The sequence below is a fragment of the Segnochrobactrum spirostomi genome (genome assembly GCF_009600605.1).
GTDB classification, from domain to species: domain Bacteria; phylum Pseudomonadota; class Alphaproteobacteria; order Rhizobiales; family Segnochrobactraceae; genus Segnochrobactrum; species Segnochrobactrum spirostomi.
Map to the genome: position 1 here is coordinate 2,417,905 of NZ_VWNA01000001.1, position 25,352 is coordinate 2,443,256.

At 70.6% G+C, this 25,352-nt stretch carries 23 protein-coding genes and 1 pseudogene; 12 read left to right on the forward strand and 12 right to left on the reverse strand.

Annotated elements, in window-relative coordinates:
* Positions 1-80 precede the first annotated feature (80 nt).
* The 5 genes from F0357_RS10905 to F0357_RS10925 all read left to right on the forward strand — a co-directional run bounded on the left by F0357_RS10905 (position 81) and on the right by F0357_RS10925 (position 3,315).
* Positions 81-722 (forward strand): Maf family nucleotide pyrophosphatase, encoded by a 642-nt coding sequence (locus F0357_RS10905; protein WP_153481066.1) that lies wholly within the window; start codon positions 81-83, stop codon positions 720-722.
* Positions 719-937, forward strand: coding sequence for a DNA gyrase inhibitor YacG (gene yacG, locus F0357_RS10910; RefSeq protein WP_153481069.1), 219 nt, complete (start codon positions 719-721; stop codon positions 935-937). The genes F0357_RS10905 and yacG overlap by 4 nt, the downstream gene beginning before the upstream one ends.
* Before the next feature lie 36 nt (positions 938-973).
* The gene (locus F0357_RS10915) at positions 974-1,153 is read left to right on the forward strand and encodes a hypothetical protein (RefSeq protein WP_153481072.1); all 180 of its coding nucleotides are present in this window, start codon (positions 974-976) and stop codon (positions 1,151-1,153) included.
* Positions 1,154-1,702: 549 nt separating this feature from the next.
* Positions 1,703-2,572: a pyridoxal kinase gene (gene pdxY, locus F0357_RS10920; RefSeq protein WP_312861542.1), complete on the forward strand. Its 870-nt coding sequence runs from the start codon at positions 1,703-1,705 to the stop codon at positions 2,570-2,572.
* Positions 2,569-3,315, forward strand: coding sequence for a DUF429 domain-containing protein (locus tag F0357_RS10925; RefSeq protein WP_153481083.1), 747 nt, complete (start codon positions 2,569-2,571; stop codon positions 3,313-3,315). The genes pdxY and F0357_RS10925 overlap by 4 nt, the downstream gene beginning before the upstream one ends.
* Before the next feature lie 16 nt (positions 3,316-3,331).
* Here F0357_RS10925 and F0357_RS10930 read toward each other — a convergent pair whose 3' ends face one another.
* A complete protein-coding gene (locus F0357_RS10930; protein ID WP_153481086.1) occupies positions 3,332-3,655 on the reverse strand; it encodes a YnfA family protein in 324 nt (107 codons plus the stop codon).
* A 193-nt stretch (positions 3,656-3,848) separates the two neighbouring features.
* Between F0357_RS10930 and F0357_RS10935 the strand changes: the two genes are divergently transcribed.
* Positions 3,849-5,060 (forward strand): ROK family transcriptional regulator, encoded by a 1,212-nt coding sequence (locus F0357_RS10935; protein WP_153481090.1) that lies wholly within the window; start codon positions 3,849-3,851, stop codon positions 5,058-5,060.
* A 42-nt stretch (positions 5,061-5,102) separates the two neighbouring features.
* Here the strand turns inward: F0357_RS10935 and F0357_RS10940 are convergent, their stop codons facing one another.
* The 7 genes and pseudogenes from F0357_RS10940 to F0357_RS10970 form a co-directional block, all read right to left on the reverse strand.
* The gene (locus F0357_RS10940) at positions 5,103-6,059 is read right to left on the reverse strand and encodes an ROK family protein (protein WP_153481093.1); all 957 of its coding nucleotides are present in this window, start codon (positions 6,057-6,059) and stop codon (positions 5,103-5,105) included.
* Positions 6,056-6,865, reverse strand: a complete 810-nt coding sequence (locus tag F0357_RS10945; protein WP_153481097.1) for a sugar phosphate isomerase family — start codon at positions 6,863-6,865, stop codon at positions 6,056-6,058. Before F0357_RS10945 ends, F0357_RS10940 begins: the two co-directional genes overlap by 4 nt.
* 258 nt (positions 6,866-7,123) lie before the next feature.
* The gene (locus F0357_RS10950; RefSeq protein WP_246161428.1) at positions 7,124-8,125 is read right to left on the reverse strand and encodes a LacI family DNA-binding transcriptional regulator; all 1,002 of its coding nucleotides are present in this window, start codon (positions 8,123-8,125) and stop codon (positions 7,124-7,126) included.
* Positions 8,126-8,305: 180 nt separating this feature from the next.
* Entirely contained in the window at positions 8,306-9,139 is an 834-nt protein-coding gene (locus F0357_RS10955; protein ID WP_153481104.1) for an ABC transporter permease, read from the reverse strand.
* Between the two features lies 1 nt (position 9,140).
* Positions 9,141-9,959 (reverse strand): annotated as a pseudogene (locus tag F0357_RS10960) (ABC transporter permease); the annotation flags it as partial.
* 402 nt (positions 9,960-10,361) lie between these two features.
* A complete protein-coding gene (locus tag F0357_RS10965) occupies positions 10,362-11,516 on the reverse strand; it encodes an ABC transporter substrate-binding protein (protein WP_153481106.1) in 1,155 nt (384 codons plus the stop codon).
* Between the two features lie 144 nt (positions 11,517-11,660).
* On the reverse strand, positions 11,661-12,746 hold the full coding sequence (locus tag F0357_RS10970; RefSeq protein WP_153481109.1) for an ABC transporter ATP-binding protein: 1,086 nt from the start codon (positions 12,744-12,746) through the stop codon (positions 11,661-11,663).
* A 494-nt stretch (positions 12,747-13,240) separates the two neighbouring features.
* Between F0357_RS10970 and F0357_RS10975 the strand changes: the two genes are divergently transcribed.
* The gene (locus F0357_RS10975) at positions 13,241-14,242 is read left to right on the forward strand and encodes a glycosyltransferase family protein (RefSeq protein WP_153481111.1); all 1,002 of its coding nucleotides are present in this window, start codon (positions 13,241-13,243) and stop codon (positions 14,240-14,242) included.
* A gap of 9 nt (positions 14,243-14,251) precedes the next feature.
* Here the strand turns inward: F0357_RS10975 and F0357_RS10980 are convergent, their stop codons facing one another.
* Complete coding sequence (locus F0357_RS10980) at positions 14,252-15,406, reverse strand: adenylate/guanylate cyclase domain-containing protein (protein WP_153481113.1); 1,155 nt, start codon at positions 15,404-15,406, stop codon at positions 14,252-14,254.
* A gap of 200 nt (positions 15,407-15,606) precedes the next feature.
* Between F0357_RS10980 and F0357_RS10985 the strand changes: the two genes are divergently transcribed.
* Positions 15,607-15,969 (forward strand): cupin domain-containing protein, encoded by a 363-nt coding sequence (locus F0357_RS10985; RefSeq protein ID WP_153481115.1) that lies wholly within the window; start codon positions 15,607-15,609, stop codon positions 15,967-15,969.
* Between the two features lie 25 nt (positions 15,970-15,994).
* Positions 15,995-16,417 carry an alternative ribosome rescue aminoacyl-tRNA hydrolase ArfB gene (arfB, locus tag F0357_RS10990; protein WP_153481117.1) on the forward strand — a complete coding sequence of 141 codons (423 nt, stop codon included), beginning with the start codon at positions 15,995-15,997 and terminating at the stop codon, positions 16,415-16,417.
* 10 nt (positions 16,418-16,427) lie between these two features.
* Here the strand turns inward: arfB and F0357_RS10995 are convergent, their stop codons facing one another.
* Positions 16,428-17,915: an HAL/PAL/TAL family ammonia-lyase gene (locus F0357_RS10995; protein WP_153481118.1), complete on the reverse strand. Its 1,488-nt coding sequence runs from the start codon at positions 17,913-17,915 to the stop codon at positions 16,428-16,430.
* Between the two features lie 182 nt (positions 17,916-18,097).
* Here F0357_RS10995 and F0357_RS11000 point away from each other — a divergent pair, with 182 nt between their 5' ends.
* A complete protein-coding gene (locus tag F0357_RS11000; protein WP_153481120.1) occupies positions 18,098-19,402 on the forward strand; it encodes a hypothetical protein in 1,305 nt (434 codons plus the stop codon).
* A gap of 334 nt (positions 19,403-19,736) precedes the next feature.
* Entirely contained in the window at positions 19,737-21,821 is a 2,085-nt protein-coding gene (uvrC, locus tag F0357_RS11005; protein WP_208948289.1) for an excinuclease ABC subunit UvrC, read from the forward strand.
* 77 nt (positions 21,822-21,898) lie between these two features.
* On the opposite strand, the gene F0357_RS11010 is transcribed toward uvrC, so the two are convergent.
* Positions 21,899-23,107, reverse strand: coding sequence for a TDT family transporter (locus F0357_RS11010; protein WP_246161430.1), 1,209 nt, complete (start codon positions 23,105-23,107; stop codon positions 21,899-21,901).
* A gap of 190 nt (positions 23,108-23,297) precedes the next feature.
* Here F0357_RS11010 and F0357_RS11015 point away from each other — a divergent pair, with 190 nt between their 5' ends.
* Complete coding sequence (locus tag F0357_RS11015; protein WP_153481122.1) at positions 23,298-24,206, forward strand: LysR family transcriptional regulator; 909 nt, start codon at positions 23,298-23,300, stop codon at positions 24,204-24,206.
* Here F0357_RS11015 and F0357_RS11020 read toward each other — a convergent pair.
* Positions 24,197-25,348, reverse strand: coding sequence for an aromatic ring-hydroxylating oxygenase subunit alpha (locus F0357_RS11020; protein ID WP_208948290.1), 1,152 nt, complete (start codon positions 25,346-25,348; stop codon positions 24,197-24,199). The genes F0357_RS11015 and F0357_RS11020 overlap by 10 nt on opposite strands.
* Between the last annotated feature and the right edge of the window lie 4 nt (positions 25,349-25,352).

A 25,352-nucleotide genomic window follows, 5' to 3' on the forward strand; every position in this document is an offset into this window, starting at 1 on the left:
ACGGACAGGGCCAAACGGGGTCTTCCATCGCGTTGGGGGCGCCTGCGCCGTCCGACCTCCACACGGGAAATCGTCTGCCGATGATCGATCATGCTCCGCTCGTGCTCGCCTCCGGATCGCCGCGGCGCCTCGCACTCCTCGAACAGATCGGCGTCGTGCCCGAGCATCTCTTCCCGGCCGAACTCGACGAGTCTCCGCTGCCGGACGAGCCGCCGCGCGTGCTCGCGGTGCGGCTCGCCAAACGCAAGGCCGAGGTCGCGCGCGAGCGGTTCCTCGGCGAAGAGCGTAAGGCCCCCTTCGTGCTCGCCGCCGACACCGTCGTCTCGGTCGGCCGCCGGGTGCTGCCGAAGGCCGAGACCGAGCGCGAGGCGCGCGCCTGCCTGGCTCGGCTGTCGGGCCGCTCCCACCGGGTCAACACGGCGATCTGCCTGATCTCGCCCTCCGGCAAGATCCGCGAGAAGCGGGTCGAGACGCGGGTCAAGTTCAAGCGGCTGTCGAAGGCGGAGATCGACGCCTATGTCGCGAGCGGCGAGTGGAAGGGCAAGGCGGGCGGCTACGCCATCCAGGGCCTTGCGGCGGTGTTCGTCGCCGATCTCATCGGCTCCCATTCGTCGGTGATCGGTTTGCCCTTGTTCGAGACGGCGGCGCTGCTCGCCGGCGAGGGCTATCCCCTGACGCGGGCCTGGGCCGACGGCGCCGCGATGCAGACGGTCGAAGCATGAGCGGCGGCACCGAGACCGCGGACGAGACGTTCCGCGCACGCCCGTGCCCGATCTGCGGCAAGCTCGCCGTCAAGGCGCACCGGCCGTTCTGTTCCAAGCGCTGCGCCGACGTCGATCTCAACCGCTGGCTCTCCGGCCGCTACGTCATTCCGGGCTCGCCGCTCACCGACGAAGACGGCGACGCCTCGAGCGAGGGCGGCTACCGCGAGGATTGAGCGGGGTGCTGGCGGGCAGCTGAAGAGGGATGAACCATGACAGAACAGCGCGCCGTGGCGGCTTCAACAGCCCCGATCGCCACCGAGGCGACGACGCCTTCGGTCGGACTTAAGCCCAACGCGCTGACGGCCGAGACTCTGGCGAAAAGTGAGCGTGGTGAGGATTTGCGGCGTTTCGCTGATCCGGATGCGATGTTCAAGGAACTCGGCATCTGACGCGAATCCCGCGCGTTCCGGCCACTCACCCGGACGCGCGCGGGGGCGACCGTGTCGCCTTCAAGACCTGAGAGCCCTCCTTTCCAATGGTCACCGGCGAAGTGAGAAGCGAGCCTTAATGAGGCGGCCGGGTCCTCGCCGTGGTCATCCCCGGGCTTGTCCCGGGGACCCAAGGGCTGCGCACTCGGTGGTTGCCGCCCCTGGGTTGCCGGCACAAGGCCGGCAATGACGATGGAGAGGGCGATTGCCGTGGCCAATGCGGCGAGGGTGGTGACGGCGAGCGGATGCGATCTCCCCAACAGCCGTCGCGGTCCGCTCTCCCCCCGCCGCCATTGTGGTCCGCCGTCGAAATCGGATAGGCAGGGTGCGGGGCGCGCCGCGCCTGGCCGTCCGGTCGCGGGCGGCGCCTTTTCCGGCTTTGCCATGTCCGATCCCGCCTCTTCCAATCCCACCCCTTCCGATCCCGCCGCTTCGTCTTCGGCCGCACCCGCCGCCGCCGCTCGGACGCCGCAGCCGGGTGCGCCGCAGCCTGCCGGGGCCAAGCCCGCGGTGATCCTGATCTCCTCGATCGTCGCCCGCGGTGGGGTCGGCACCCGGGTGATGACGTTCACCCTCGAACGGCTCGGCCATCGGGTCTGGCAGGTGCCGACGATTTTCCTGCCCTGGCATCCGGGCCACGGCCGCGCCACCCGCATCGTGCCGCCGGACGATGCCTTCGCCGCCGCCCTCGCGGATCTCGCCCGCGCGCCCTGGCTCGCCGAGGTCGGCGCCGTGATCTCGGGCTATCTCGGCTCGGCCGCCCAGGCCGAGGCGGTCGCCGGTCTCGTCGCCGCGCTCAAGGCGGCGAACCCGGCCGCCCTCTATGTCTGCGATCCCGTCGTCGGCGATGAAGGCGGGCTCTACGTTCCCGAGGCGACGGCGACGGCGGTGCGCGACGTGCTCCTCCCCATCGCCGACGTCGCGACACCGAACGTGTTCGAGCTCGGCTGGGCGACCGGCCGGACCATCACGACCCCCGACGAGGCGGCGAACGCGGCCCGCGCGCTCGGCCCGGCGCGGGTGCTCGCGACCTCCGCCCCGGCGATGATGAAAGGCGCGCTCGCTACGATTTTCGCGACGCCCGACAGCGCCTATCTCGCCGAACATCCCCGCGTCGAGGGCGCGCCGAACGGGGTCGGCGACCTCATCTGCGCCATGCTGACCGACGCCCTCCTGTCGGGCGCGGGCGCGGAGGCGGCGCTGACCCGTGCGGCCTCGACGACCTACGAGATGGTGGTGCGCTCGGTGAAGGCGGGCGCCGACGAACTCGTCTACCACGCGGCGCAGGAGGCGATCGTCTCGCCGGCGGCGCGGGTGCAGGTGCGCCGGCTCGCCACCGCCTCGCCGCGCCGGGTCGCCCGGCCGCTCACCGGCGGATGAGCGGGCTGCGGCCGGTCGTTGCGGGCGTCGACGGCTGCCCGGGCGGCTGGGCCGTGGTGCTGCGCGATCTCGAACGGCCGGCGGCTGCGCCCGTGCTCCTGAAGGCGGCGCGGTTCGCCGACGTGCTGGCGCTGCCCGAAGCGCCGGCGATCATCGCCGTCGACATGCCGATCGGCCTGCCGGACCGCACCGCGGGCGTCGGCGGCCGCGCGGCGGAGCGTTTCGTGCGTCCGCTTCTCGGCGCGCGGCAATCCTCGGTCTTCTCCGTGCCCTGCCGCGCCGCGGTGATGGACTCGGGCGACGATTATCGTCTCGCCTGCACGCTCGCCCGCGCCTATTCCGATCCGCCGCGGGCGGTCGCCAAGCAATGCTTCATGATCTTTCCGAAGATCCGGGAGGTCGACGACGCCATGCGTCCAGACCTCGAAGCGCGGGTCTACGAATCCCACCCGGAGCTCGCCTTCTGGCGCTTGAACGGCGAGCGGCCGATGACGCTGCCGAAGCGCGTCCGCCAGGAGGGCCATGCGCCCGGTCTCGCCGAGCGGCGGGCGCTTCTGGAGCGGATGGGCTTTCCGCCGGCCTTCTTCGAGGTGCGCAGGCCTCCCGGCCTCGGCGAGGACGACCGCCTCGACGCGGCCGTCCTTTCTCTCATCGCGGAACGCATTCTCGACGGCCGAGCACAATCCTTCCCGTCCGATCCACCGCGGGATGGGCGCGGCCTTCGGATGGCGATCTGGGCCTGACGCGGCCGAAATGCGCTCAGCCGCGCGGGCCGAACAGGATGATGCCGGCACCGACGAGGCAGATCGCGGCGCCCGCGAGATCGAAGCGATCCGGGCGGACGCCCTCGACGAGGGCGAGCCAGACGATCGAGGCGACGATGTAGACGCCGCCATAGGCGGCATAAGCGCGTCCGGCGGCGGCGCTGTCGACGACGGTGAGCGCGGTCGCGAAAAGGACGAGGGAGGCGAGGCCGGCGCCGAGCCACCACGGGCTCTTGCCGAGCCGGACCACCGCCCAGAAGGCGAAACACCCGCCGATTTCCGCGGCAGCGGCCAGCACATAGGCGGCGATCGTTGGCATGCGTCCTCCGAAGGCGCGCGGCGCCGATATGACGGGGCGAGACTACAGGACGCCGGCGCATGGGCGCCATTGCCCGTTCCCGCGCGCCGCGCGTTCGCCCCCGGGTCGCTTTTCGTCACGGCATTCCTTGTCTGCGAGGCGGGCCATGGTGTTAGATTAATCCAGCAACTTGATTTAGACGCCAGGACCCACCGTGAGAGCGCCGAGCCTCGGCAAGAACCACGAATTCACCAAGCGGCTGAACCGCCAGACGGTGCTCGACCTGATCCGGCGCGGCCAGGTTTCGAGCCGGGCGGAGCTTGCCCGCATCACCGGCCTCAGCCCCCAATCGATCTCCAACATCACCGACGAGCTCGAACGGGCGGGGTTGATCGAGCCGGTCGGCAAGACCTACGGCGGCAAAGGACAGCCGCCGACCAATTTCCGCTTGGTCGCCGATGCCGCCTTCGGCGTCGGCATCCACCTCGACCGGGATTATCTGTGCGGCACGCTGGTCGATTTCGACTTCGCCCCGCAGGTGCGCATCGAGCGGCGGCTGACCGCGACGAGCCTCGAAGGCATGCACGCCGAGGTGCGGGCGCTGATCGATGCGGTGCTCGACGAAGGCGCACCGCCGCGCGAGCGGGTGTGGGGCATCGGCGTCGCCTCGCCGCTCTTGCGCGACCGCCATGTGCTCGACACGCCGAGCATCGAAGGCTCGTTCTGGGCGACGTTCGGCAGCTACGCCCTCGACCGCCGCCTGTCGGAGGAGACCGGCCTCGCGGTCGTCGTCGAGAACGACGCGAATGCCGGGGCGCTCGGCGAGGCGACGTTCGGCAACGGGCGCGACCTCAAGAGCTTCTGCTATCTCTTCCTCGGCTACGGCCTCGGCTGCGGGCTCGTCGAGAACGGCACCATCTTCCGCGGCGGCTGGGGCAACGCGGGCGAGGTCGGGCGTCTCCTGGTCCCGGTTGCCGGCGGCGGCGAGGACCACCTGGAAAGCGTGCTCTCGATCGAGGGGCTGCGGCGCCGTGTCGGCGCCGGCGAGAGCTTCGACGATCCGGTCGCCTTCGCAGCCTTGGTGGCGCGTCACCCGGAGGCGGTCGATGCCTGGATCGCGGACGCCGCGCGACATCTGCGCTGGGTCGTCTCGGTGCTCGAAAACGTGCTCGACCCCCAGGCCGTGCTGATCGGGAGCCTGCTGCCGGAAGCCTTGATCGCGCGTCTGGTCGCCGCTGCCGAGCCGCTCCACCACACCATCGCGGTGCGCGACGACCGCGCGGCGCCGCGGCTCAAGCTCGGACATCTGGAGCGCGACCTGATCGCGCTCGGCGCGGCGACGACGCCGATTCTTGCGACGCTGGAGGCCGATCCCGGCCAGAACTGGATCCTGAGCGGCGAGCCGCAGGAAGCCTACAAGACCTGAAGGGCATCCGCGGCACGTGAACGGACCGATCCCGGACGGGACCTACCTGGCCGGCGTCTCGTTCAGAGCGGCGCAGGCCGCCGCGGCGCCGACGATGCCGGCGCGCGGGCCGAGGGCGCTCTGGAGGATCGGTAGGCTGCGGCAGGCCTCGGCCCAGATGAAGCCCGGTACCTTCGCCGCCACCCGGTCGAAATAGGCCGGCGCGGAGCCGAGCCCGCCGCCGATCACGATCCCATGGGGATCGAGCATGTTGACCATCTGCCCGAGGAAGCTCGCGAGGGCGTTGGTGGCCTTTTCGAGGAGCTCCGCGCCCGCCTCGCCGGCCCGGCCGCCGACGATGTCGCGGGTGTCGACCGGATGGCCGAGCGCGGCCGAGAGCGTCGAGCCCATGCCGACGCCCGAGGCGTATCCTTCGAGGTTGAAGAGGCTCTGCCGCCCCGTCTTGGGATCGACCGCGGCGATGTCGCTCGAGCCGAAATGGATGGCGAAGCCGTTGGCGCCACGGTGGACGCGGCCGTGGTCGCACAGGGTGTAGGAGAGGCCGGAGCCGGCCGAGACATAGACGAAGCTCGGCAGCGTCCGCCCATGGCCGAAGCGGATTTCGCCGAGCGCCGCGGCGCGCACGTCGCTCTCGACGACGACCGGGCCGAGGGCGCAGAGCGCCTGCGCCGGGTCGATCCCCCGCCAGTCGAAATTCCACCGGCTCGCGACGCGGCCGGCATTGTCCACGAGCTCGGGCACGCCGAGCCCTATCCCGATCGGCGTGCCGCCGAGGGCCGCCGCATCGGCGAAGGCGGCCTCGGCCGTCTCGACGATGCGGGCCATGACCGCCGCACCGCCTTCGGCATGGGGCGTCGCCACGATGCGCTCGGTGAGGATCGCGCCGCTCGCGAGGTCGACGAGGCCGGCCGCGATCTTGGTCGCGCCGACGTCGATGCCGATCGCCGTCGCGGCGGAGGCCGGGCGGCCCGTCATGCCATCGGTCATGCCATCCGTCATGCAGTCTGCTCTGGAGTGCGTTCCGCGGCCGCGCGATCGGCGTAGAGCGACGGCTCGCGGCAATCGAAGATCACCGTCGCCGGCCAGGCCGGATCGTAGTGCTCGCCGTGGGTGAGGTACCAGAAGGCGAGCTGCTTCTGACGGCCCCAGACGATCATCGCGGCGGACTTGGAGAGCCGGGCGATGGTGTCGACGCCGACCGAAACGCCATGGGTCGGCACCTCGGAAAGGTCGCGGAAGGCCGGGAAGGTCTTCATGTTGTCGCGGCGGGTGTCGATCGCGAGCGTCACGATGTGGGAGCGCGTCCCGCGCGACGTGCCGGCCGGGTTGAAGGCGACGTGGCCGTCGCTGGCGCCGGAGGCGAGGAGGAACAGGTCGATACCGCCGGCCGCCTCGATGCGGCCGTCATAGGCCTCGGGCGCCGCCGGGTCGGGCAGCCAGATGGCGTCCGCGGGCACGCGATCGGCTTCTGCGAGCCCCGCGTTCAGGACGGCGGCGATCTCCTCGACGGCGAAGCGGCGGCAGGAGAAATGGGCGGTAGGATCGACATAGGCGAAGCCGTCGGCGGTCTCCACCACATATTCGTCCATCATCACGATGACGAGGTGGGCGATCGACCGCGGCGCGGCGGCGAGGAGGGCGCCGAGCGCATCGTAAACCGGCTTCGCACTGCGGCCGCCGGGGCAGCCGAGCAGATAGGACCGGCCGGCGGCACGGGCGCCGTCGAGGCCGTCCAGAATACGCGTGGCAAGCTGCTGGCCGATCTCGGCGGGGGTCTCGAGGATGAGGGGCGCGACGCGCGTCATGAAGCTTTTCCGGCAAGGGTGCCCCAACGGGCGGTCATCGAGAGCGCGGCGACGGGTCCAGGACGTTTTAAATCAACTCATTTGATTTTAACAAGTCCGATGTCTGCCGAGAAGCCGCGCGGCGGAACGCTACCGTTCTGCCTTCGCAACGATTTCCGAACCTGTCGATGCGCCGGAACGAAAAAAGGCGTCCGCAGGGTGTGCGGACGCCAGATCCCGCGGGGCGGGAGGCGAAGCCGGGTCGGACGTCGGTCGTCGTCAGGTCGACCTGACGCTGCCACGCTCGACGAAGGTCGCCGGCAGGACGATCTCGATCGCAGCCGCCTCATGGGAGGCTTGACGCTTGTCGAGCACCTCGATCGCCGCAGCGGCGAGGGCGTCGGGGTCCTGGCGGAACGTGGCGAGGTCGTAGGCGCGCCACGCCGCCTGGGGCACGTCGTCGAAGCCGATCACGCAGAGGTCGCGCGGCACGACGAGGCCGTGTTCGCCGCGGGCGACATCCATCACGCCGAACGCCATCAGGTCGTTGACGCAGAACACCCCGTCGGGGCGCTCGCCGCCGGCGAACAAGGCGCGCCCGGCGGCGAGGCCGCCGGCATAATCGGTGTCGGCGATCCGCAGCACCCGGGGTGCGAAGCCGGCTTGGTTCGCCGCCGCCTGGAACGCCTCGACGCGCTGCACCAGGCTCGGGGTGTCGCGCTCGGAGGTGACGACGGCCAGGGTGCGGCACTCGGCGGCGATCAGGCGCTCGGCCGCGAAGCGGGCGGCCCCGGCGTGATCGCTGCGGACGTGGTCGATGCCGGGCTCGGTCCGGTTGAGGGCGATGAGCGGCTGGCCGTTGCGCCGGGCGAGATCGATCAGCGACGCCGGCGGGGTGCCCGAGAGGAAGATCGTCGCCTCCGCCCGGTAGCTCAGCAGCGTCTCGTGGGCGGCGATGCCGTCGCGCTGGGACGGGCCGAACCGAACCAGGGTGGGCACGTTGCCGCGGGTCATGAGCAGTGCGGTCAGCGCGCTCGCGACCGCGGCGCGGAACGGCGTGTCGAGGTCGGAGGCGACCAGTCCGACGAGCCGGCTGCGGCGGGCCAGAAGGCCGCGGGCGAGGTCGTTGACCCGGTAGCCAAGCGCCTCGGCGGCGGCCATGACCTTCTGACGGGTCTCGGGGGCGATGCTGGCGCCGGGCGTGAACGCCCGGGACACGGCGGACCGCGACACGCCCGCCTGGGCGGCGACGTCCTGGGCGCTGACGAATTCCCGGCGCATAGGGGTTAGTTTGGGTGAAGAACCCATGATCTCGACTTGCTGCGCGTTGTGCATGAAAGACGGGTGAACCAAAGAACTTAGCCGGCTATTCGACCTTAGTTCGTAATTCCAATGATTCGAGCTGGAATATCTGTACCATTTTTTGGCCTTCGCCAGCAGATGGCACAATTTGATCCGACTTCAACGGCCGACGCGGGACAGAACGTCGGCCTTGAGGAAGCGTTCGACGACCAACATGAAGGCGATCGAGGGAACGAGCAGGACCAGGGCGGTGATGGAGGCGATCTGATAATTGCCGCCGCTCGCCGCGCTGTAGAGGAGCAGCGGCAGGGTCGTGATCTCCGGAACGCCGACGAAGAAGGTGCCGGTGAACTCGTCGAGGGATTCGAGGAAGACGAAGATCGCGCTCGCGGCGAGACCCGGCGCGGCGAGCGGCAGGGTGATGGTGGCGAAGGCCCGGAACGGGCTCGCCCCGATCGATCGGGCCGCCTCCTCGAGTTCGCGATCGATCGCGGCGAAGGCGGCCGAAGCAATCCACACCGCGTACATGAGCCCGTGGGTGGCGTGGACGAGCACGACGCCGGCGAAGGTGCCGTCGAGGCCGAGGGTGTAGAAGATGCGGGCGACGTTGACGTAGACGGGCAGGTTCGGAAAGGCCTGCGGGGCGAGGAAGGCGAGCATCACGAGGGTGCGGGCCGGCAGCTTGAGGCGCGCCAGCGCATAGCCCGCGGGCACCGCCATCGCGAGGCAGACGAGGACCGTCGCCAAGGCTACGGCGAGGCTGGTGCCGAGCGAAGCGAGCGCCGCGCCGCGCGGCGCGAACACCCGCGCCCAGAACGAGAAGCCGTATTGCGACGGCATCGCGTGGGGGAAGTACCAGCGCTCGGCGACCGCCCAAACCGCCATGTTGAACAGCGGCCCGAAGATCGCGAAGGCGAGCAGACCGATCAGCACGGCGACCGGCAGACCCCGCGCGAGGCGGCGGGCGGGGCGGGTGACAGCGGCGGCGCTCATCGCCGCCCCCCGCGAGGCTGTGCCGCAGATAGAGCCAGGCGGCGCCGGCGGTGATCGCGAACGAGACGAGGCCGAGGGCGTCGGCGACCGGATAATCGCCGTAGGCGTTGATGCGAAAGGCGATGTCGGCGGTGATCATGGTCGGCGACTGGGCGTTGATCATCAGCGGCACCGAGAGCACCGACATGATGGTGACGACCGAGAGCGTCAGGCCGACGAACAGGCTCGGCGCCGCCTGGGGCAGCGCGATCTCGACGAGGATGCGCAGCCGCGAGGCGCCGAGATTGCGCGCCGCCTCGAGGGTGGCGCGGTCGAGCGAGGCGAGCGCCCCGGCGAGAAGCAGCGTCACGAACGGCGTCTGCTTCCACACGAAGGCGGCGACGATGCCGCGCCAATCGAGGTAGCTCACCGTGTCGAGGGGCCCGAGCAGGCCCGCCCCGACGAGCACGTTGTTCATTAGCCCGTTCTTGGCGAGGAAGGTGCGCAGAAGCTGGCCGACGACGATGTAGGGGATGAAGAGCGGCCAGCGATAGAGCCAGCGCAGCACCGCGACCGCCGTGCGGTTCTCGCCGAGGACGAGATAGCCGGCGATGGCGATCGAGAGGAGCGCGGTCAATGCGGCCGACAGCGCCACGATCGCCACCGTGAAAGCGATGTCGAGCCCGTAGAGCTCGAACGCCTTGACGAGATTGCCGAAGCCGAAGGCGCCGCCGACATCGAACGCGCCGGCGACGGACAGTGCAAGCGGCACGAGGAACAGGCACGCGACGGTCGCGAGAGCGGGGGCGATCAGAGCGAGGGCGAGCAGGGCTTGGCGCATGTCGGGGGAGGATAGCGCGCCGTGTCCGCGCCGCCGAGGGGCGGCTTGGGCGTCCGGCCCGGCGGTGGCGAGAAGGGTCTCGGGCATCGTTCGATCTCAGGTCCGTCGCGGGTCGCCGCGATCGTTCGCCGGCTTAGGGTCTCGCCCATATCCGCCGGCGGGCGATTACGGAGGATCGGCCTCGCCGCATCCTTCTCCCCGCATGGCGGGGGGAAGGTGGCCCGATAGGGCCGGATGAGGGGTCTGAAGGGTCCCGGATTTGGCTCGGGACATTGCTTATTGTTGAAGGCATTAACCCCCTCATCCGCCCCTTCGGGGCACCTTCTCCCCGAGGGGGAGAAGGGTCCGCGGCTAGGATGGAGCGAGGAGATCGCTTCGGTATCCGGCAGGGATACCAAGGCGTCAGTTCATCGCCTGGCGTTCGGAATTTTCCAGGATGTCGGTGAAGTAGGGGGCGATCGGGAACGGCTTGCCGAGGGTGGCGAGTTCGGCCGGCGAGATGTCGGTGAAGAGCTTCGCCCAGGTCGCCTCGTCGAGCTTCGCCTGCACCGCCGGCGCGTCGATGCCGGGATACCAGTTGAAGCGCTTGACGATGCCGTCGGCCTGCACCTCGGGGCTCGTCGCGAGCGCGATGAACTTCTCGGCGAGGACCTTGTTCGGCGTCTTGGCGGGGATGACGTAGTACATCGGCTGGCCGGGCATGCCGGGGGCGATGAGGGAGAGCTTGAGGTCCGGCGAGAGCCGGCCGTCGGCCTGCCACGTGTAGAACATGTCGACCCAGACCGGGCCCATGGCGATCTCGCCGCGGTTCAGCATGTCGAGGGTGCCGGCATTGCCCGGCGTCATCGTCACGTCGGCATTGAAGGCCTTGAGCTTCTCGAAGGCCGGCGTCCACTTGGCCGCCTCGGCCTTGTCGTAGGGCCCCTTCATCAGCGTGTCGGCGTCGCCGCCATAGGCGTAGATCCAGCCGACCACGAAGGCGACGCCGGACATGCCGCCCTTGATGCCGTTGTAGCCGAACGCCTTCGGATGGGCCTTCGCGAAGGCGACGACGTCGTCGTAGGACTTCGGCGGGGCCGTAACCAGCGCCGGGTTGTAGGCGATGGCCGTCTGGCTGTGGAACATCGGCATCACGTAGCCGTCCACGTCCGCGCCGAGCGCCCGCTTCACCGTATCCCGGGTCGCGAGCCCGCCGGTCGCAATCTCGCTGCGATAGGGCGCGACGAGCGTGTCGGCAACGAGCTTGCCGGCCGCCTTCTCGTGCACGACGGCGACGTCGATGTCGAAGCTCTCCTTGCCGGCCTTCGCCTCGGCGTCGAGCTTCTCGAGGATCTTCTGCGAGCCGGCGTCGCCCGGGCCGGTGCCGACGGCGCGGACGTGGACGCCGGGATTCTCCTTCTCGAAGCGCGGCGCCAGATAATCGTTGATGTAATCGACCATGTTCTGGTCGCCGGCGGTGACCACGGTCAGGTCCGTCGCCGCGGCGACGGCCGGAAGCATCGCCGTGGCGGCCGTGAGCGCGAACCCGAAGGCCGCGCCTGTGAGCATCGTTCTCATCCCGCTGTCTCCCTGTCGAATGCGAGGCGGGGCCTCGCTCGTTCTCCCCGCCGGCGGCGCTGCGCGCTGCTGGCCCATCTGGACGACCCGGGGGCCGCCCCCTCATCGGTGGAGCCGTCGTCCACCGCAGAACATGTCGGCGCGTCAGGCCGGATCGCCCGCCTCGAACAGGAACAGCGCCGCGGCCGGCACGAACAGCGTGACGGCGAGCCCCGGCTCGAAGGCCGCGTCCGCATCGACCTGAATGTCGCGCCCGCCGATCGCAACCGCATGACGCCAGAGGCCGCCGGGATAGCTGACCGCGGTTACCGTCCCGCGGGCCGTCAAGCCCGGACCGGGCGCGGCGGCGCCGGCCGGCAGCAGCTTCGCCGCCTCCGGACGAAAACGGGCCTGGAGCTCCGGACCGCCGAGGCGGCGGCCGAGCGCCGGCACGCGGGTCGCCGCATGATCCGGACCTTCGGCGATCTCGATCGCGTCGCCGACCCTCGCACCACGCAGCGGCAGAACGTTTTCCGCACCCATGAAGGCGGCGACGAAGGCGGAGGCCGGGGCGTTGTAGACGCTCTCCGGCGTGCCGGCCTGGGCGACGTTGCCGTGATCGAGGATGACGATGCGGTCGGCCATGACCATGGCCTCCTCGCGGTCGTGGGTGACGTGGATCGCGGTGATGCCGAGGCGGCGCTGAAGGGCGCGGATCTCGTGGCGGACGGTGAGGCGAATACGGGCGTCGAGGTTGGAGAGCGGCTCGTCGAGGAGGAGGATTTCCGGATCGACGGCGAGCGCCCGGCCGAGCGCCACCCGCTGGCGCTGGCCACCGGAGAGCTCCGCCGGCTTGCGGCCGCCGAGGCCGTCGAGCCCGAGCAGCGCGAGCATGGCGGTCACCCGGCGCTCGATCTCGGCGCGGGCGATGCCGCGCAGCTTGAGGCCGTATCCGATCGTCGCGGCCACCGTCATATGCGGCCACAGCGCGTAGGACTGGAACACCAGCGCCATGCCGCGCCGCTCCGGCGGCTCGGCCGTCACGTCGCGCCCGGCGACCCGGATCGCCCCCGAATCGAGGCTCTGAAAGCCGGCGATGGCGCGCAGAAGGGTGGTCTTGCCGCAGCCGGAGGCGCCGAGCAGGGCGACGAACTCGCCGCGCGCCACGTCGATCGCGACCCCGTTCAGAACCGGGGTGCGACCGAAGGCGAGGCGGGCCTCGCGCACGCTGAGAAAGCTCGTCTCGCTCATCCGGTCCTCTCGGGAGCCGACCGCCGGTGTGCCGGCGGACGGTCTCGGTGTCTTCGTTGCGTTCAATCCGCCGGGAATGTCGGTGCTCCCCGCATCGGACGAACGCTAACCCAGGCGGCGACGGCGAGCCATGCAAGCCTCGCTGAACTGCCTTTGCACAGCCGTGCAACGACCCTTTTCTAGAGAGCCTCCGCAACAGATCGATGACACTCCGGCATGGGAGACCGCGCTGCGGGTGAGGTGTGGGTCGAGGTGGGGACTCGCCCCGCCCGGACCCCACCCCGGCCCTTCGCGCCACCCCTCCCCCTGGCAGGGGAGGGGTTCGCGCTGTGTTTCCGTCCTGGCTCCGAAGCCCCGACAAATCGGCCGATCCGACCTCGCCCGTCGCCGGCAAGCGGCGCGATGCCGTCGCGCCGGTTCGACCTCGCTCCCCGCCCGTGCTATCGGAACCGCCAGGCGGGCGCGGGCCCGTGACCGAGGCTGGTTCCTGATCAATGCGGATCATCGTCTGCTCGCCGGGGTACAAGAATAAGTTCGCCGGCTTCTATTACGCGTTCGACAAGAAGATCCTGAACGGCCTGATCCGCGCCGGCCACAATGTCATCCATTTCCGCGACCGCGAGGAATCGCGCATCGCCCACACCAAAGTCCTCGCCATCGGCAAGACGCGGGCGAATCTTTCGCTCCTCGAGATCGCCGAGCATTTCCGCCCAGAGATGATCGCGCTGTTCCACGCCGACGTGGTGACGAACGAGACGCTGACGAAGCTCCGGACGGCGCATCCGGGCTGCCTCGTCGTCAATGTCGATTGCGACGCGCTGGTCGACGGCCACGTGATGACCCGCATGGTCGCCCGCGGCCCGGTCTGCGATCTGTCCTTCGTGACGACCGCCGGCCCGGCGCTCGCGGCGTTGCGAGCTAGCGGCGTGCCCGCCCGCTACATCCCCAATCCGACCGACGCCTCGATGGAGGACGTCGACGCCTTCGCCGCCGACGAGAAGAACGCCGACCTCGTCTATATGAGCAGCTATGCCCGCAAGGCGGCGCAGTGGCGCTTTCTCGACGCGGTCGCCGCCGCCGCGCCGGAGCTCGCGATCGTGCGCTACGGCATCGACAAGCAGCGTCTTCTCGGCCGGGCCTATTTCGAGGCGCTGAAGCGCGCCCGCGCCGCCCTCAATTGGGGCAAGCACAACGACGTGCCGTTCTATTCGTCCGATCGCATCGGCCAATTGTTCGGCGCCGGCGTGTGCGTGGCGATGCCGCGCGGCAGCGGCTTCCGCCGCTTTCTCGGCGAGGAGGACGCGCTGTTTTTTGACGGGGCCGAAGATCTCGCGGCGCGGCTCCGCCGGGCCGTCGCCGACGAAAGCTGGCGGGCGATCGGGCGCGCCGGCCAAGCGCGCTACCGTGCCCTCTTCAACGAGCGCCGTGTCGCCGAATTCCTCGTCGCTGCCGCGACCGGCGACGACGTCGCCGGCTACGAGTGGGCGGATCTCTGAGGTCCGCCTTCAGATCCGGAACAGATCGACGGGCTCGGGAAAGCCGCGCACCGGGAAGCGGCCGATCTTTTCGAGCGGTTCGTCGAGCGCGCGCACGATCTCGGCGGTGGCGACCGCGTTCGCCGGCACCGTCTTGGTGAGGTCCTGGATGCGGCTCGCCAGATTGACGGCCGGGCCGATGACCGTGAAATCGAGCCGGGTCGCGGTGCCGACATTGCCGTAGAGCACGGTGCCGAGGTGGAGCCCGAGGCCGAACTTCACCGGCACGGTCTCCGCCCCGATCTCGATCGACAGCGCATCGGCCTGGGCGAGGATCGCCCGGCTCGCCTTGAGCCCGCGCGCGGCCGCGTCGGCCGTGCCCCGGTGCGCGCCGAAGATGGCGAGCACGCCGTCGCCGACGAATTTCAGGATCTCGCCTTCCGCCGCCGCGACGCCGACCCCGAACAGGTCGAACCAGTTGTCGAGGAGGTTGATCACCGCTTCCGGCGAGGCGCGGTTCGAGAGCTCGGTGAAGCCGCGCAGATCGCCGATCAGCACGGCCGCCTCCAGCCGCTCCGGCACGCCGCGTTCGATCTGGCCGCGATAGATGCGCATGCCCGGCCGCACGCCGACATAGGTCTCGAGCAGATTGAGCGCGATCCGGCGCAACACCGCGCGCTCGGCGAACGGGCTGATGACCGCCGCCGCCCGGCCGAGCCGAGCGATGTCCTCGTCGGTGAAGCCACCCTCGCGTTGCGTCACGAAGGAGACGGCGGCGGTGCGGATATCGTCGGCGAAGGGCAAGGGGTGGAGCAGATAATCGGTGCCGCCCCGGGTCGCGAGCTCTTCGAGCGGGGCGAAGCCGGCGCCGCCGGGGACGAGACGCTGGCGCAGCGGGCGCCCGGTGTCGTCGACGATCCGCATCGGGCTCGCCTGATAAGCGGGGCCGGTGGCGCCCGCCCGGTCGCGCTCGGACTGGGTGATCTGGCCGTCTTCCCAGATGATCTGGACGCCGCTGCGGGTCGGATGCAGCGTTTCGAGGTGAAGGCCGAGGCGCCACAGCGGCAGCCCGATCGTGTTGAGGCCCTCCGCGGCGTGATGGAGGGTGTTCGCAGGATCGGTCTGGGGATCGGCGGCGATCGCGGCGGCGAGACGTTCGGGAAATTCACCGAGAAGACAGGACATGGGCGCTCCGGCGCGCCTCCGCGACACCCGGCGCACGAAGCGGAGCGCGGAAGGCGACTGTCTCCTGATAGCATATGGTTTCGCTTGCCCGCACGCCGGTTTCGGCGGCTCCGGAGGCGCGCCCCCGAGCGCCGCACCTTGCGCGAGAGCGGTGCCGCGGGCGATAAGCGGCCATCGCAGCGCCTCGGGAGAACGGGATCATGAGCACGGCCGGCGGAGAGACCATCCACGAGGCGGTGCGTACCTTGCGCCTCGTTTCGAGCCTCGCCGTGTCGGATGCCAGACCGAGCGCGAGCGACAACCTGTTCACCGATGCCGCCGGCGAACTCAGCGTCGGCTTCTGGGTCCACCAGCCCGGCGTCCTCACGGTGAACTACACCGAGGACGAGGTCTGCGTGATCCTCGAAGGCGAGGTCCGGCTCGTCGCCGCCGACGGTTCGGCGGAGACCTACAAGGCCGGCGACATGTTCTTCATCCCGGCCGGCTTCAAGGGCACCTGGGAAACCCTCGTCGCGGTGCGCAAACTCTACGTCATCCGCGAGAAGCTCGTCGTCACCCCCTGACCGGGGCCAAGCCGGACGCCACCCGATGATCCGCGTCACCGAGACCATCGTCCTCGACGACGCCGAGATCGAGGAGAGCTTCGTGCGGGCCTCCGGGCCGGGCGGACAGCACGTCAACACCACCTCGACGGCGGTGCAGTTGCGCTTCGATGCGCGACGCTCGCCGTCGCTGCCGAACGACGTGGCGATCCGCCTTCTGCACCTCGCCGGGGCGCGGGCGACCGACGACGGCGTGATCGTCCTGATCGCCCAATCCCACCGCAGCCAGAAGCGCAACCGCGAGGAGGCGCTGGAACGCCTCGTCGCGATGATCCGCGAGGCCGCCGCGCCGCCCAAGAAGCGGCGGGCGACGAAGCCGACCCTCGGCTCCAAGCTCCGCCGGCTGGAGGCGAAGAAGAGCCGCGCCGGCGTCAAGTCGCTGCGGCGCGACCGGCCGGGGATGGACTAGGGGCGCGCCTTCAGCCCTGCGGCGCGAGAGTGCCGCGGATCAGCGCGGCGGCGCGGGCGAGGTCGTCCGACAGGGGCCTGTCGTCGCGATAGGGACCGATCTCGGCACGCACCCGCTCGTAGACGCTCTCGGTGCCACGGGCGCCGCCGAAGCCGGCGATCTCGCTCGCCTGGGCGGCGGCGAGGAGTTCGATCGCCAGGATCTGCTCCGCATTGTCGAGGATCGTGAGCGCCTTGAGCGCCGCCGGCGTCGAATGGACGAGATGGTCCTCCTGGAGTGCGGAGGTGACGCCGGCATCGAGGCTCGCCGGGGCCGCGAGGCGGCGGTTCTCGCCGACGAGGGCGAGGGCGGCATATTGCGCGATCATAAAGCCCGACGAGGCGCCGCCGTCCTCGGCGAGGAAGGCGGGCAGGCCGCTGACGAGCGGGTTCACCAATCGGTCGAGCCGGCGCTCGGACATCGCCGCGATCTCGGCGACCGCGACGCCGAGCGAATCGAGGGCGAGCCCGAGTGAGGCGCTGACCGCATGGGCCTCGGAGAACACCTTCGGCTCCTCCGGGGTGCCGGCGACGGCCGGGTTGTCGGTGACCGAGGCGAGTTCGCGGTCGAGGGTGTTGCCGGTCGTCTCGAACACGTCGCGGGCGGCACCGTGGACCTGCGGCACGGCGCGCAAGCTCAAGGCGTCCTGGGTGCGGCGGCCGGCGCTGGCGGCGAGCGCCGGGCTGCCGTCGAGCAGGCGGCGCAGGGCGTCGCCGGTCTCGCGGATGCCGGGCGAGCGCAACAAAGCGAGGCTTTCCGGGTCGAATGCCGCGATCTGGCCGCCGAGCGCCTCGAAGGTCAGCGCCGCCGTGGCGTCGGCCCAGGCGACGAAGCGCGCGGCGCGGGCGAGCGCCACCGCCCCGAGGCCGCTGCCGCACGGCGTGCCGTTGACGAGGCTGAGCCCCTCCTTGGCTTCGAGCACCAGGGGGGCGCGGCCGATGCGGGCGAGCGCCTCGGCGCCGCTCAGGGTCTCGTCGCCGATCCGCGCCCGGCCCTCGCCGATCAGGACCAGGGCGATATGGGCCATGTGGGTCAGGTAGCCGACCGAGCCGCGAGCCGGCACTTCGGGCACCACCCCGCCGGCGAGGAGCGCGACGAGCCCCTCCACCACCTCGGGCCGGATGCCGGAATGGCCGTGGGCATAATTGTTGATCGCCGCCGCCATGATCGCCCGGGTCTCGCGGGCACCGAGCGGCGCGCCGATGCCGCAGGCGTGGCTCATCAGGAGATTGCGCGACAGGGTACGCTGGTGGGCCGTGTCCACGATGACGTCGCACAAGGCGCCGACGCCGGTATTGACCCCGTAGGCGCGGATGCCCCGCGCCACGATCGCCTCGACGATCGCCCGCGCCCCGGCGATGCGGGCTTGCGCCCCCTCGGACAGGGAGAGGGCCGCGCCGTCGGCGACGGCGACGACGTCTTGCCAATAAAGCGGGCGGTCGAGAACAACGTCGGTCATGGGAAGGGTCCGTCGGCGGTTGGCGGGGGACGCGCGCTCTGGTCGGCGCGCTTGGGTACGTTCGTCTGCGCTCTTGTCGGCGATCTCGCCCGCGATCTTGCCGAGATCGCGGCGGCATGCAACTTGTCTACCTTGTCTTAGACAAGCTCGACGCCCTCGCCCACCGAAAAGGACGCGCCGCCATGGCCGACAGCCGCACCGCCGAGATTCGCGCGTTGGTGAAGGCCGGCGACCGGGACGGGGCGACCGGCCGTCTCGCCGCGCTGCTCGCCGATCTTTTCGGCCTCGCGGCGAGCGACATCGTGCTCAACGACGACCGCTACAGCCTGAACTCGCTCAACGGCTTCTTCTCGGCCGGCGGCGAGCCCTTCTTCTTCAAGTTCCATCAGGAGGAGGGCGAGGAGGCGATGCGTGGCGAATATTACCGCGTCGATATCCTCGCCAAGGCCGGCCTGCCGATCGACCGGCCCGTTCATGTCTCGGCCGAGCCCGGCGAGCAGATCCTGATCTATCGCCGCCGCAGCGAGCCGCGCTTCGCCGACGTGCTGCGCGCCCTCGATCTCGCCCCGGATGCGGCGCTCGCCGCCCGCGCGGTCGCGGCCGAGCGGGCGCTCAACGGGCGGCTCGCCGCGATCGCCGCGCGCACGCTGCATCCGATCGATGCGGCCACCGCCGCGGCCGAGCCGATCCATCGGCTGTTTCACCAGCGCCTCGTCGACCTGCCGGCCGGCACCTATCCCGGCGGCCGGCTCGTGAGCTTCTATCGCGGCAAGACCTCCTATCCCGATAAGACCTTCGCTTTCCCCGGTGTCACGCTCGACTGGGAGACGCTGTCCGCGCTCCGCTTCGTCGTCAACGGGGTCGATTATGCGACGCCGCTCGGCGCCATGTTCGACGAGGCGGCGACGCGGCTTTCACCCGAGCGGCTCGCCGGCGCCGGCCTCGTCGCCCACGGCGACGCCCACAACGCCAATGTCTGGTTCCACGACGATCCCGGCGCGCCGTCGCTCTCGCTGTTCGATCCGGCCTTTGCCGGCGAGGACGTCCCGGCGCTCCTCGCCGAGGTCAAGGCGACCTTCCACAACGTGCTCGCCCATCCCTTGTGGCTCTACGACCCGGACGTCGCGGCGACGCGGTTCACCGCACGGGCCGAGCGGCGTGGCGACCGGCTCGTCGTCGAGACCGATTGGGCGCTGCCGGCACATCGTCAGGCGCTCCTCGACGCCAAGGCCGAGCTCTATTGGCGCCCGCTCTTGCGCGACCTCGCGGCCCGCGGCCTCCTGCCCGCCGATTGGCGCCGCGTCGTCCGCCTCGCGCTGTTCTGCTGCCCGACCCTGGTGATGAACCTCCGCGCCGGCGCCGACCGCCACAACCCGGTCTCCTCCGCCATCGGCCTGTCCGTCGCCGTGATGTGCGGCTCCGAGCCGGTCGCCGGCGAGGACGTGGTGACGCGGTTCCTCGCCGCGATCGACCCGGCGCGCGGCTGAGGGGCGCCTCGCGCGCGGCGAGGACCCCACCCCGGCGCTTCGCGCCGACCCTCCCCCTGGCAGGGGAGGGTGGGGCGTCGTGTTTGTTGGCAGGTTAGTGCTCTGAAAAGACTGGAAGAATCAGTTTTCACGGCCTCGCCGCTCGCCGCGACGCCAAACCCTCCCCTGCCAGGGGGAGGGTCGACGGCCGAAGGCCGGCGGGGTGGGGTCCTCGCCGCGGGCGAGACGCTTCCCCCCCCCTCCGATTTGCCTCCGGCGGCCGGGTCCCATACATGAAGGGCGATGTCCGCGCCGCTGGTCGGCGCCGGCGACCCGTTCAGCGCAGTCACAGCCGATGTCCGTTCCGCCCGAGGATTCGTCGACCGAATCCGCCCCCGATCCCGTTCCGACCCCGGCCGAGAGTCCGGCCGCCGTCGAGCCCGTGCGGGCCGATGGGCCGGAGGCGATGGAGGAGGAGCCGACCGAGCTCGCGTCGGTGGAGCTTCCCGAGGGCGAGACGCCGCTGAAGCGCGGCGTCGCCGTCATCGCCGACGTGGTGAAGCGGTTGCCGAACGGGCCCGGCGTCTACCGCATGATCGCGGCAAACGGCGACGTGCTCTATGTCGGCAAGGCGCGCAGCCTCAAGAAGCGCGTCACCTCCTATACGCGGCCGACCGGGCTCTCCTCGCGCATCGTGCGGATGATCCAGGCGACCTCGGCGATGGAGTTCGTCTCGACCCGCACCGAGACCGAGGCGCTGCTCCTCGAGGCGAACCTCATCAAGCGGCTGCGGCCGCGCTTCAACGTCCTCCTGCGCGACGACAAGTCGTTCCCCTACATCCTGATCCGGCGCGACCATCCGGCGCCGCCGATCGAGAAGCACCGCGGCGCGCGCACCAAGACCGGGGATTATTTCGGCCCGTTCGCCTCCGCCGGCGCGGTCGGGCGCACCCTCAACGCGCTCCAGAAGGCCTTCCTCATCCGCTCCTGCACCGACGCCGTCTACGAGACGCGGACGCGGCCGTGCCTCCTGCACCAGATCAAGCGCTGCGCGGCCCCCTGCACCGGCGAGATCAGCCTCGAGGATTATGGCGAGCTCGTCCGCGAGGCGCGCGACTTCCTCGCCGGCAAGAGCGGGACGGTGAAGGCCGAGCTCGCCCGGGCGATGGAGCATGCCGCCGAAGAGCTCGATTTCGAGCATGCCGCGATCTACCGCGACCGCATCGCCGCGCTCTCCCACGTCACCTCCCACCAGGGCATCAATCCCCAGAGCGTGGAGGAGGCCGACGTGTTCGCCGCCTATCAGGAGGGCGGGCACACGGCGATCCAGGTGTTCTTCTTCCGCACCGGCCAGAACTGGGGCAACCGGGCTTATTTCCCGAAGGCCGATCCGAGCCTCGAGGCGGGCGACGTGCTCGAAAGCTTCCTCGCCCAGTTCTACGACGACAAGCCGGTGCCGCGGCTAGTGCTGTTGTCCCACGCGCTGCCCGAGCAGGAGCTGTTGCAGACCGCGCTCTCGGAACATGCCGGGCGGAAGATCGAGGTCGCCGTGCCCCAGCGCGGCGAGAAGCGCGATCTCGTCGAGCATGCGCTGACCAACGCCAAGGAGGCGCTCGGCCGCCGGCTCGCCGAAACCTCGACCCAGGGCCGCCTCGTCGAGGGCCTCGCCGCCGCCTTCGGCCTCGACCGGGCGCCGCGGCGCATCGAGGTCTACGACAATTCCCACATCATGGGCACGAGCCCGGTCGGCGCCATGATCGTCGCCGGGCCAGAAGGCTTCGTGAAGAAGGAATATCGCAAGTTCAACATCCGCTCGACGGAGATCACCCCGGGCGACGATTTCGGCATGATGCGGGAGGTGCTGTCGCGCCGCTTCGGCCGGCTGGTGCGGGAGGCCGGCCCGCGCGCCGGCGGCGATCCGACCGAGGCCGACGACGACGGCGGCGAGGAGAGCGCGGCGGACGTCTCGGGTGTCGGCCCGTGGCCGGACCTCGTCCTCGTCGACGGCGGTGCCGGCCAGCTCGCGGCGGCGCGCGCCATTCTCGACGATCTCGGCATCGCGCCGTCCGACCTCGCGGTGGTCGGCGTCGCCAAGGGCGTCGACCGCGATGCCGGGCGCGAGACGTTCTACATCGAAGGGCGGCAACCCTTCCGCCTGCCGGTGCGCGATCCGGTGCTGTATTTCATCCAGCGGCTCCGCGACGAGGCGCACCGCTTCGCCATCGGCTCGCACCGGGCGCGGCGATCGCGGGAATTCGTGGCGAACCCGCTCGACGAGATCGCCGGCATCGGCCCGACCCGCAAGCGCGCGCTTCTCCGCCATTTCGGCACCGCCAAGGCGATCGGCCGCGCCGGCGTCGAGGACCTGATGGCGGTCGAGGGCATCTCCGAGAGCCTCGCCCGCGTCATCTTCGATCATTTCCACGACGGCGCCACCTGAAGGGGGGCGTCTCGAACGGACAAGCCCCGGCCTTCGCGGGAAGGCCGGGGCTTTCGTGCTTTCGTATGGGACGGCGTTCAGACGACGTCCGACTGCTCCCGCATCGCGGCCTCGATCAGGCAGGGCGAGATGAACAGCGCGCCGGAGAGCGCACCGCGCAGCGTCCTGACCGCGACCACCGCCCAGAAGGCCGTCAGACCGACGACCAGAACCGCGCCGAACACCTGGAAGAAGGCGAGGCCGGTCGTCCTGGCGAGGGCGAGGGTCGCCAGGGAATAGACGCCGAGGGGGAAGGTGAAGCCCCACCAGCCGAGATTGAAGGGCATGCCGCTGCGGGCATAATGCAGCGTCTTCAGGACCGCGAGGGCGAGCCACCACAGGCCGAAGCCCCACATCATCAGCCCGCCGACGAGACCGAGACCGAAGGCGACCCGGCCGACCTCGCCGAGGCCGGCGGCGGCGAAGGCCGCCGGCGCGTCGCCGCCGAGCACGATCAGGCCGAACGCGCCGGTGCCGATCGGGCCGAGGGCGAGCCAGCCCGAGGCCGCCATGTCACGCCCCGGCAGCTTGTGCAGCACGAGGCGGAGCAGCAGGACGGTCAGCACCGAGAAGGCGGCCGGCACCGAATAGGCCCACAGCACGTACGAGAGCACCAGAACCTGGAAGCCCTGCGCCGGGGCGAGATGGGGGGCGAGCAGGCCGCCGCTGCCCGCCGCGACCTCCGCCGCGACGATCGGCAGGAGCCAGATCGCCGTCATCTTCTCCATCGTATGGTCCTGACGGGTGAACATCAGGTAGGGCACGCCGACGCCGATCACGAGGGAGAGCGCCGCATCGAACCACCACAGCCCCGTCGCGATCGCGACCGCCTGATCGCCGATCAGCCCGATCCCGAAGGCCAGGAAGCCGTTGACGATGGTCGCGAGGCCCATCGGGATGGTGCCGAAGAACATCGAGGCGGCGGAATGGCCGTAGATGCGCCGCGCCTCGCGGGGGAACATCACCCACCGCGCCCCGTAGAGAACCGAGAAGGTGATGAACAGGGCGATGTTGAAGAGCCACAGCCCGGTGCCGACCGCGTGGAGGCCGGGGATCGGCAGGGGAAACTGGTTCAGAGCAAGCGCGAGCACGCCGGTGCCCATGGTCGCGGCGAACCAGTTCGGGGTGAAGCGGCGGATGACGTCGGCGAAGGTGCCGCCCGCCGCGCTCGGCGCGCTCGGGGCCAGGACCGGCGCCGGGATCGCCGCGCCCGTGGTCGCGTGTCCGCTGATCATCTGCTCGCTCATGACATCCCCCTCGGCCTCGGCGGCGGCGAGAAGGCCGTCCGCGCTGCCCGTTCGGAGCGGGCCGGGATGTCGCCTCGCGACACCTGCCGGCCCAACGCGATGGACATTACGTCCCGTCGAACGATCTATCCAATAGATGTTCCAGCTTGATACGATCTCGATATCAGATTGATGTCGGGCGACCCTGGCGATGACCCTCGAACAGCTCCGGATCTTCGTGGCGGTGGCCGAGCGCCAGCACATGACGCGGGCGGCCGAGGCGCTGAACCTCGCCCAATCGGCGGCGAGCAGTGCCGTCGCGGCGCTCGAGGCACGCTACGGGGTGCCGCTGTTCGACCGGGTCGGCCGCCGCATCCTGCTGACCGAGGCGGGCCGCGTCTTCCTCGGCGAGGCCCAGGCCGTGCTCGCCCGCGCCGAGGCGGCGGAGCGGGTGCTTGCCGAGTTCGGCAGCCTCGACCGCGGCAGTCTGTCGGTGCATGCGAGCCTGACCATCGCCGGCTATTGGCTGCCGCGCCACCTGGTCGCCTTCCGCCGCGCGCATCCGAAAGTCGTGCTGCACCTTTCGGTCGGCAACACCGCGCAGGTCGCGCTGGCGGTCGAGACCGGGACGGCGGAGCTCGGCTTCGTCGAAGGCACGGTCGACAATCCCGATCTGCTGGTGACCGCGGTCGCGCGGGACCGGCTCGTCGTCGTGGTCGGCCCGGGCCATCCCTGGATCGCCGATCCGCCGCGGACCCCCGCCGATCTCGCCGCCGGCTCCTGGGTGCTGCGCGAGCCGGGGTCCGGCACCCGTTCGGCCTTCGAGCAGGCGTTGGCCCGGTTCGGGGTCGCGCCCGAGGGGCTCGACGCGGCGCTGGAACTGCCGTCGAACGAAGCCATCCTTGCCGCCGTCGAGGACGGCTTCGGAGCGACGGCGATTTCCGACGTGATCGCCGCCGCGGGCATCGCGGCCGGGCGGCTCACCCGCCTGCCGATCGATCTGCCGGAGCGCGCGTTCCACGTCCTCCGCCATCCCGAGCGCCACCCGAGCGGCGCCGCGAAGGCCCTCCTCGCCGTGATCGCCGCGGCCCCGGCACGGCGGCCTACGCCTCACACATAATCGCCGATGCGATCTGTGACGTAGCGGCGGATGTCGAGGTTCCAGTCCTCCATCGGCGCGTAGAAGCCCGACTGGTGGACGCGGTTCGCCATGCCCCGCTGCACGCGCTCGCACACGGACCAATCCTGCCGGTTGACGAGGTCCCAGAAATCGACCGCGTCCGACGGGTCGAAGCCCGGCTTCTCGATCTCCGACGGCTCGAACAGGAAGAGGCATTCGATGTCGGTGCGGCTCGGCCCCTTGGGGGTCAGCACGAAGCAGGCGGCGTGGTCGCAGGCGAGGCTCGCCATCAGGTTCGGGTAGACGAGCTCGCCCTTGTGGCGGACGAGCTCGTCGGCGTCGAGGCCCGGGAAGGGGCGCCGGGTCGTCGTGCCGGTCGCCGTGAAGGTGTAGGCGCCGTCGCGGTGGGGGATGCCGCGCTCCCAATCGAGCATGGCCCCGCCGTTCTCGCGGAAGGCCGGCACCACCGAGCAGAGTTCCGGGTGGACGCCGGCGCAGTGGTAGCACTCGTTGTAGTTCTCGGCGATCACCTTCCAGTTCGCCTCCACCTCGTAATGGAGGCTCGCGCCGACGCGCAGATCGGCGAGGGGATAGCGGGCGATGCGCTCGGCCATGGGGCCGAGCACGCTCATCAGAGGCGGCGCCTCGGCCGGCGTGAAGTTCAGGAACAGGAAGCCGCCCCAGGTGTCGACGCCGACCGGGTGGAGCGAGAAATCCTCCTTGCGGAAGCCGGGGGCGGCGACGAGGTGCGGGGCGGCGACGAGGTCGCCCTCGAAATCGTAGGCCCAGGAATGGTAGGCGCAGCGGATGAGGTTGCGTCCGACCACGCCGCCCCGGAGGTCGGCCCGCCCCGGCCGGGCCTCGAGCCCGGCGCGGGTGCAGAGTTCGGCGCCGCGGTGGCGGCACACATTGTAGAAGGCGCGGAGCCCGCCCTCTTGCGTGCGCACCACGATGACGCTCTGGCCGAACAGCTCGACGACGAGATGCGAGCCCGGCGCCGCGACGTCGGATTCGCGGCCGGCGCAGAACCATTCCCGGAGGAAGATGTGCTCCTTCTCGAGGCCGTAGATGCGGTCTTCGAGATACCAGGACGACGGCAGCGTCGCCTGAAGGCCGACGGGTTGAGAGGATGCGAGGCTCACGGCA

What these genes read in the sequence shown, in the direction of transcription:
- F0357_RS10905 (WP_153481066.1), top strand. Translation starts at nt 81, where the DNA reads ATGATCGATCATGCTCCGCTCGTGCTCGCCTCCGGATCGCCGCGGCGC.
- yacG (WP_153481069.1), top strand. Translation starts at nt 719, where the DNA reads ATGAGCGGCGGCACCGAGACCGCGGACGAGACGTTCCGCGCACGCCCG.
- F0357_RS10915 (WP_153481072.1), top strand. Translation starts at nt 974, where the DNA reads ATGACAGAACAGCGCGCCGTGGCGGCTTCAACAGCCCCGATCGCCACC.
- F0357_RS10925 (WP_153481083.1), top strand. Translation starts at nt 2,569, where the DNA reads ATGAGCGGGCTGCGGCCGGTCGTTGCGGGCGTCGACGGCTGCCCGGGC.
- F0357_RS10930 (WP_153481086.1), bottom strand. Translation starts at nt 3,655, where the DNA reads ATGCCAACGATCGCCGCCTATGTGCTGGCCGCTGCCGCGGAAATCGGC.
- F0357_RS10940 (WP_153481093.1), bottom strand. Translation starts at nt 6,059, where the DNA reads ATGACGGATGGCATGACCGATGGCATGACGGGCCGCCCGGCCTCCGCC.
- F0357_RS10945 (WP_153481097.1), bottom strand. Translation starts at nt 6,865, where the DNA reads ATGACGCGCGTCGCGCCCCTCATCCTCGAGACCCCCGCCGAGATCGGC.
- F0357_RS10950 (WP_246161428.1), bottom strand. Translation starts at nt 8,125, where the DNA reads ATGCGCCGGGAATTCGTCAGCGCCCAGGACGTCGCCGCCCAGGCGGGC.
- F0357_RS10955 (WP_153481104.1), bottom strand. Translation starts at nt 9,139, where the DNA reads ATGAGCGCCGCCGCTGTCACCCGCCCCGCCCGCCGCCTCGCGCGGGGT.
- F0357_RS10965 (WP_153481106.1), bottom strand. Translation starts at nt 11,516, where the DNA reads ATGAGAACGATGCTCACAGGCGCGGCCTTCGGGTTCGCGCTCACGGCC.
- F0357_RS10970 (WP_153481109.1), bottom strand. Translation starts at nt 12,746, where the DNA reads ATGAGCGAGACGAGCTTTCTCAGCGTGCGCGAGGCCCGCCTCGCCTTC.
- F0357_RS10975 (WP_153481111.1), top strand. Translation starts at nt 13,241, where the DNA reads ATGCGGATCATCGTCTGCTCGCCGGGGTACAAGAATAAGTTCGCCGGC.
- F0357_RS10980 (WP_153481113.1), bottom strand. Translation starts at nt 15,406, where the DNA reads ATGTCCTGTCTTCTCGGTGAATTTCCCGAACGTCTCGCCGCCGCGATC.
- F0357_RS10985 (WP_153481115.1), top strand. Translation starts at nt 15,607, where the DNA reads ATGAGCACGGCCGGCGGAGAGACCATCCACGAGGCGGTGCGTACCTTG.
- arfB (WP_153481117.1), top strand. Translation starts at nt 15,995, where the DNA reads ATGATCCGCGTCACCGAGACCATCGTCCTCGACGACGCCGAGATCGAG.
- F0357_RS10995 (WP_153481118.1), bottom strand. Translation starts at nt 17,915, where the DNA reads ATGACCGACGTTGTTCTCGACCGCCCGCTTTATTGGCAAGACGTCGTC.
- F0357_RS11000 (WP_153481120.1), top strand. Translation starts at nt 18,098, where the DNA reads ATGGCCGACAGCCGCACCGCCGAGATTCGCGCGTTGGTGAAGGCCGGC.
- uvrC (WP_208948289.1), top strand. Translation starts at nt 19,737, where the DNA reads ATGTCCGTTCCGCCCGAGGATTCGTCGACCGAATCCGCCCCCGATCCC.
- F0357_RS11010 (WP_246161430.1), bottom strand. Translation starts at nt 23,107, where the DNA reads ATGAGCGAGCAGATGATCAGCGGACACGCGACCACGGGCGCGGCGATC.
- F0357_RS11015 (WP_153481122.1), top strand. Translation starts at nt 23,298, where the DNA reads ATGACCCTCGAACAGCTCCGGATCTTCGTGGCGGTGGCCGAGCGCCAG.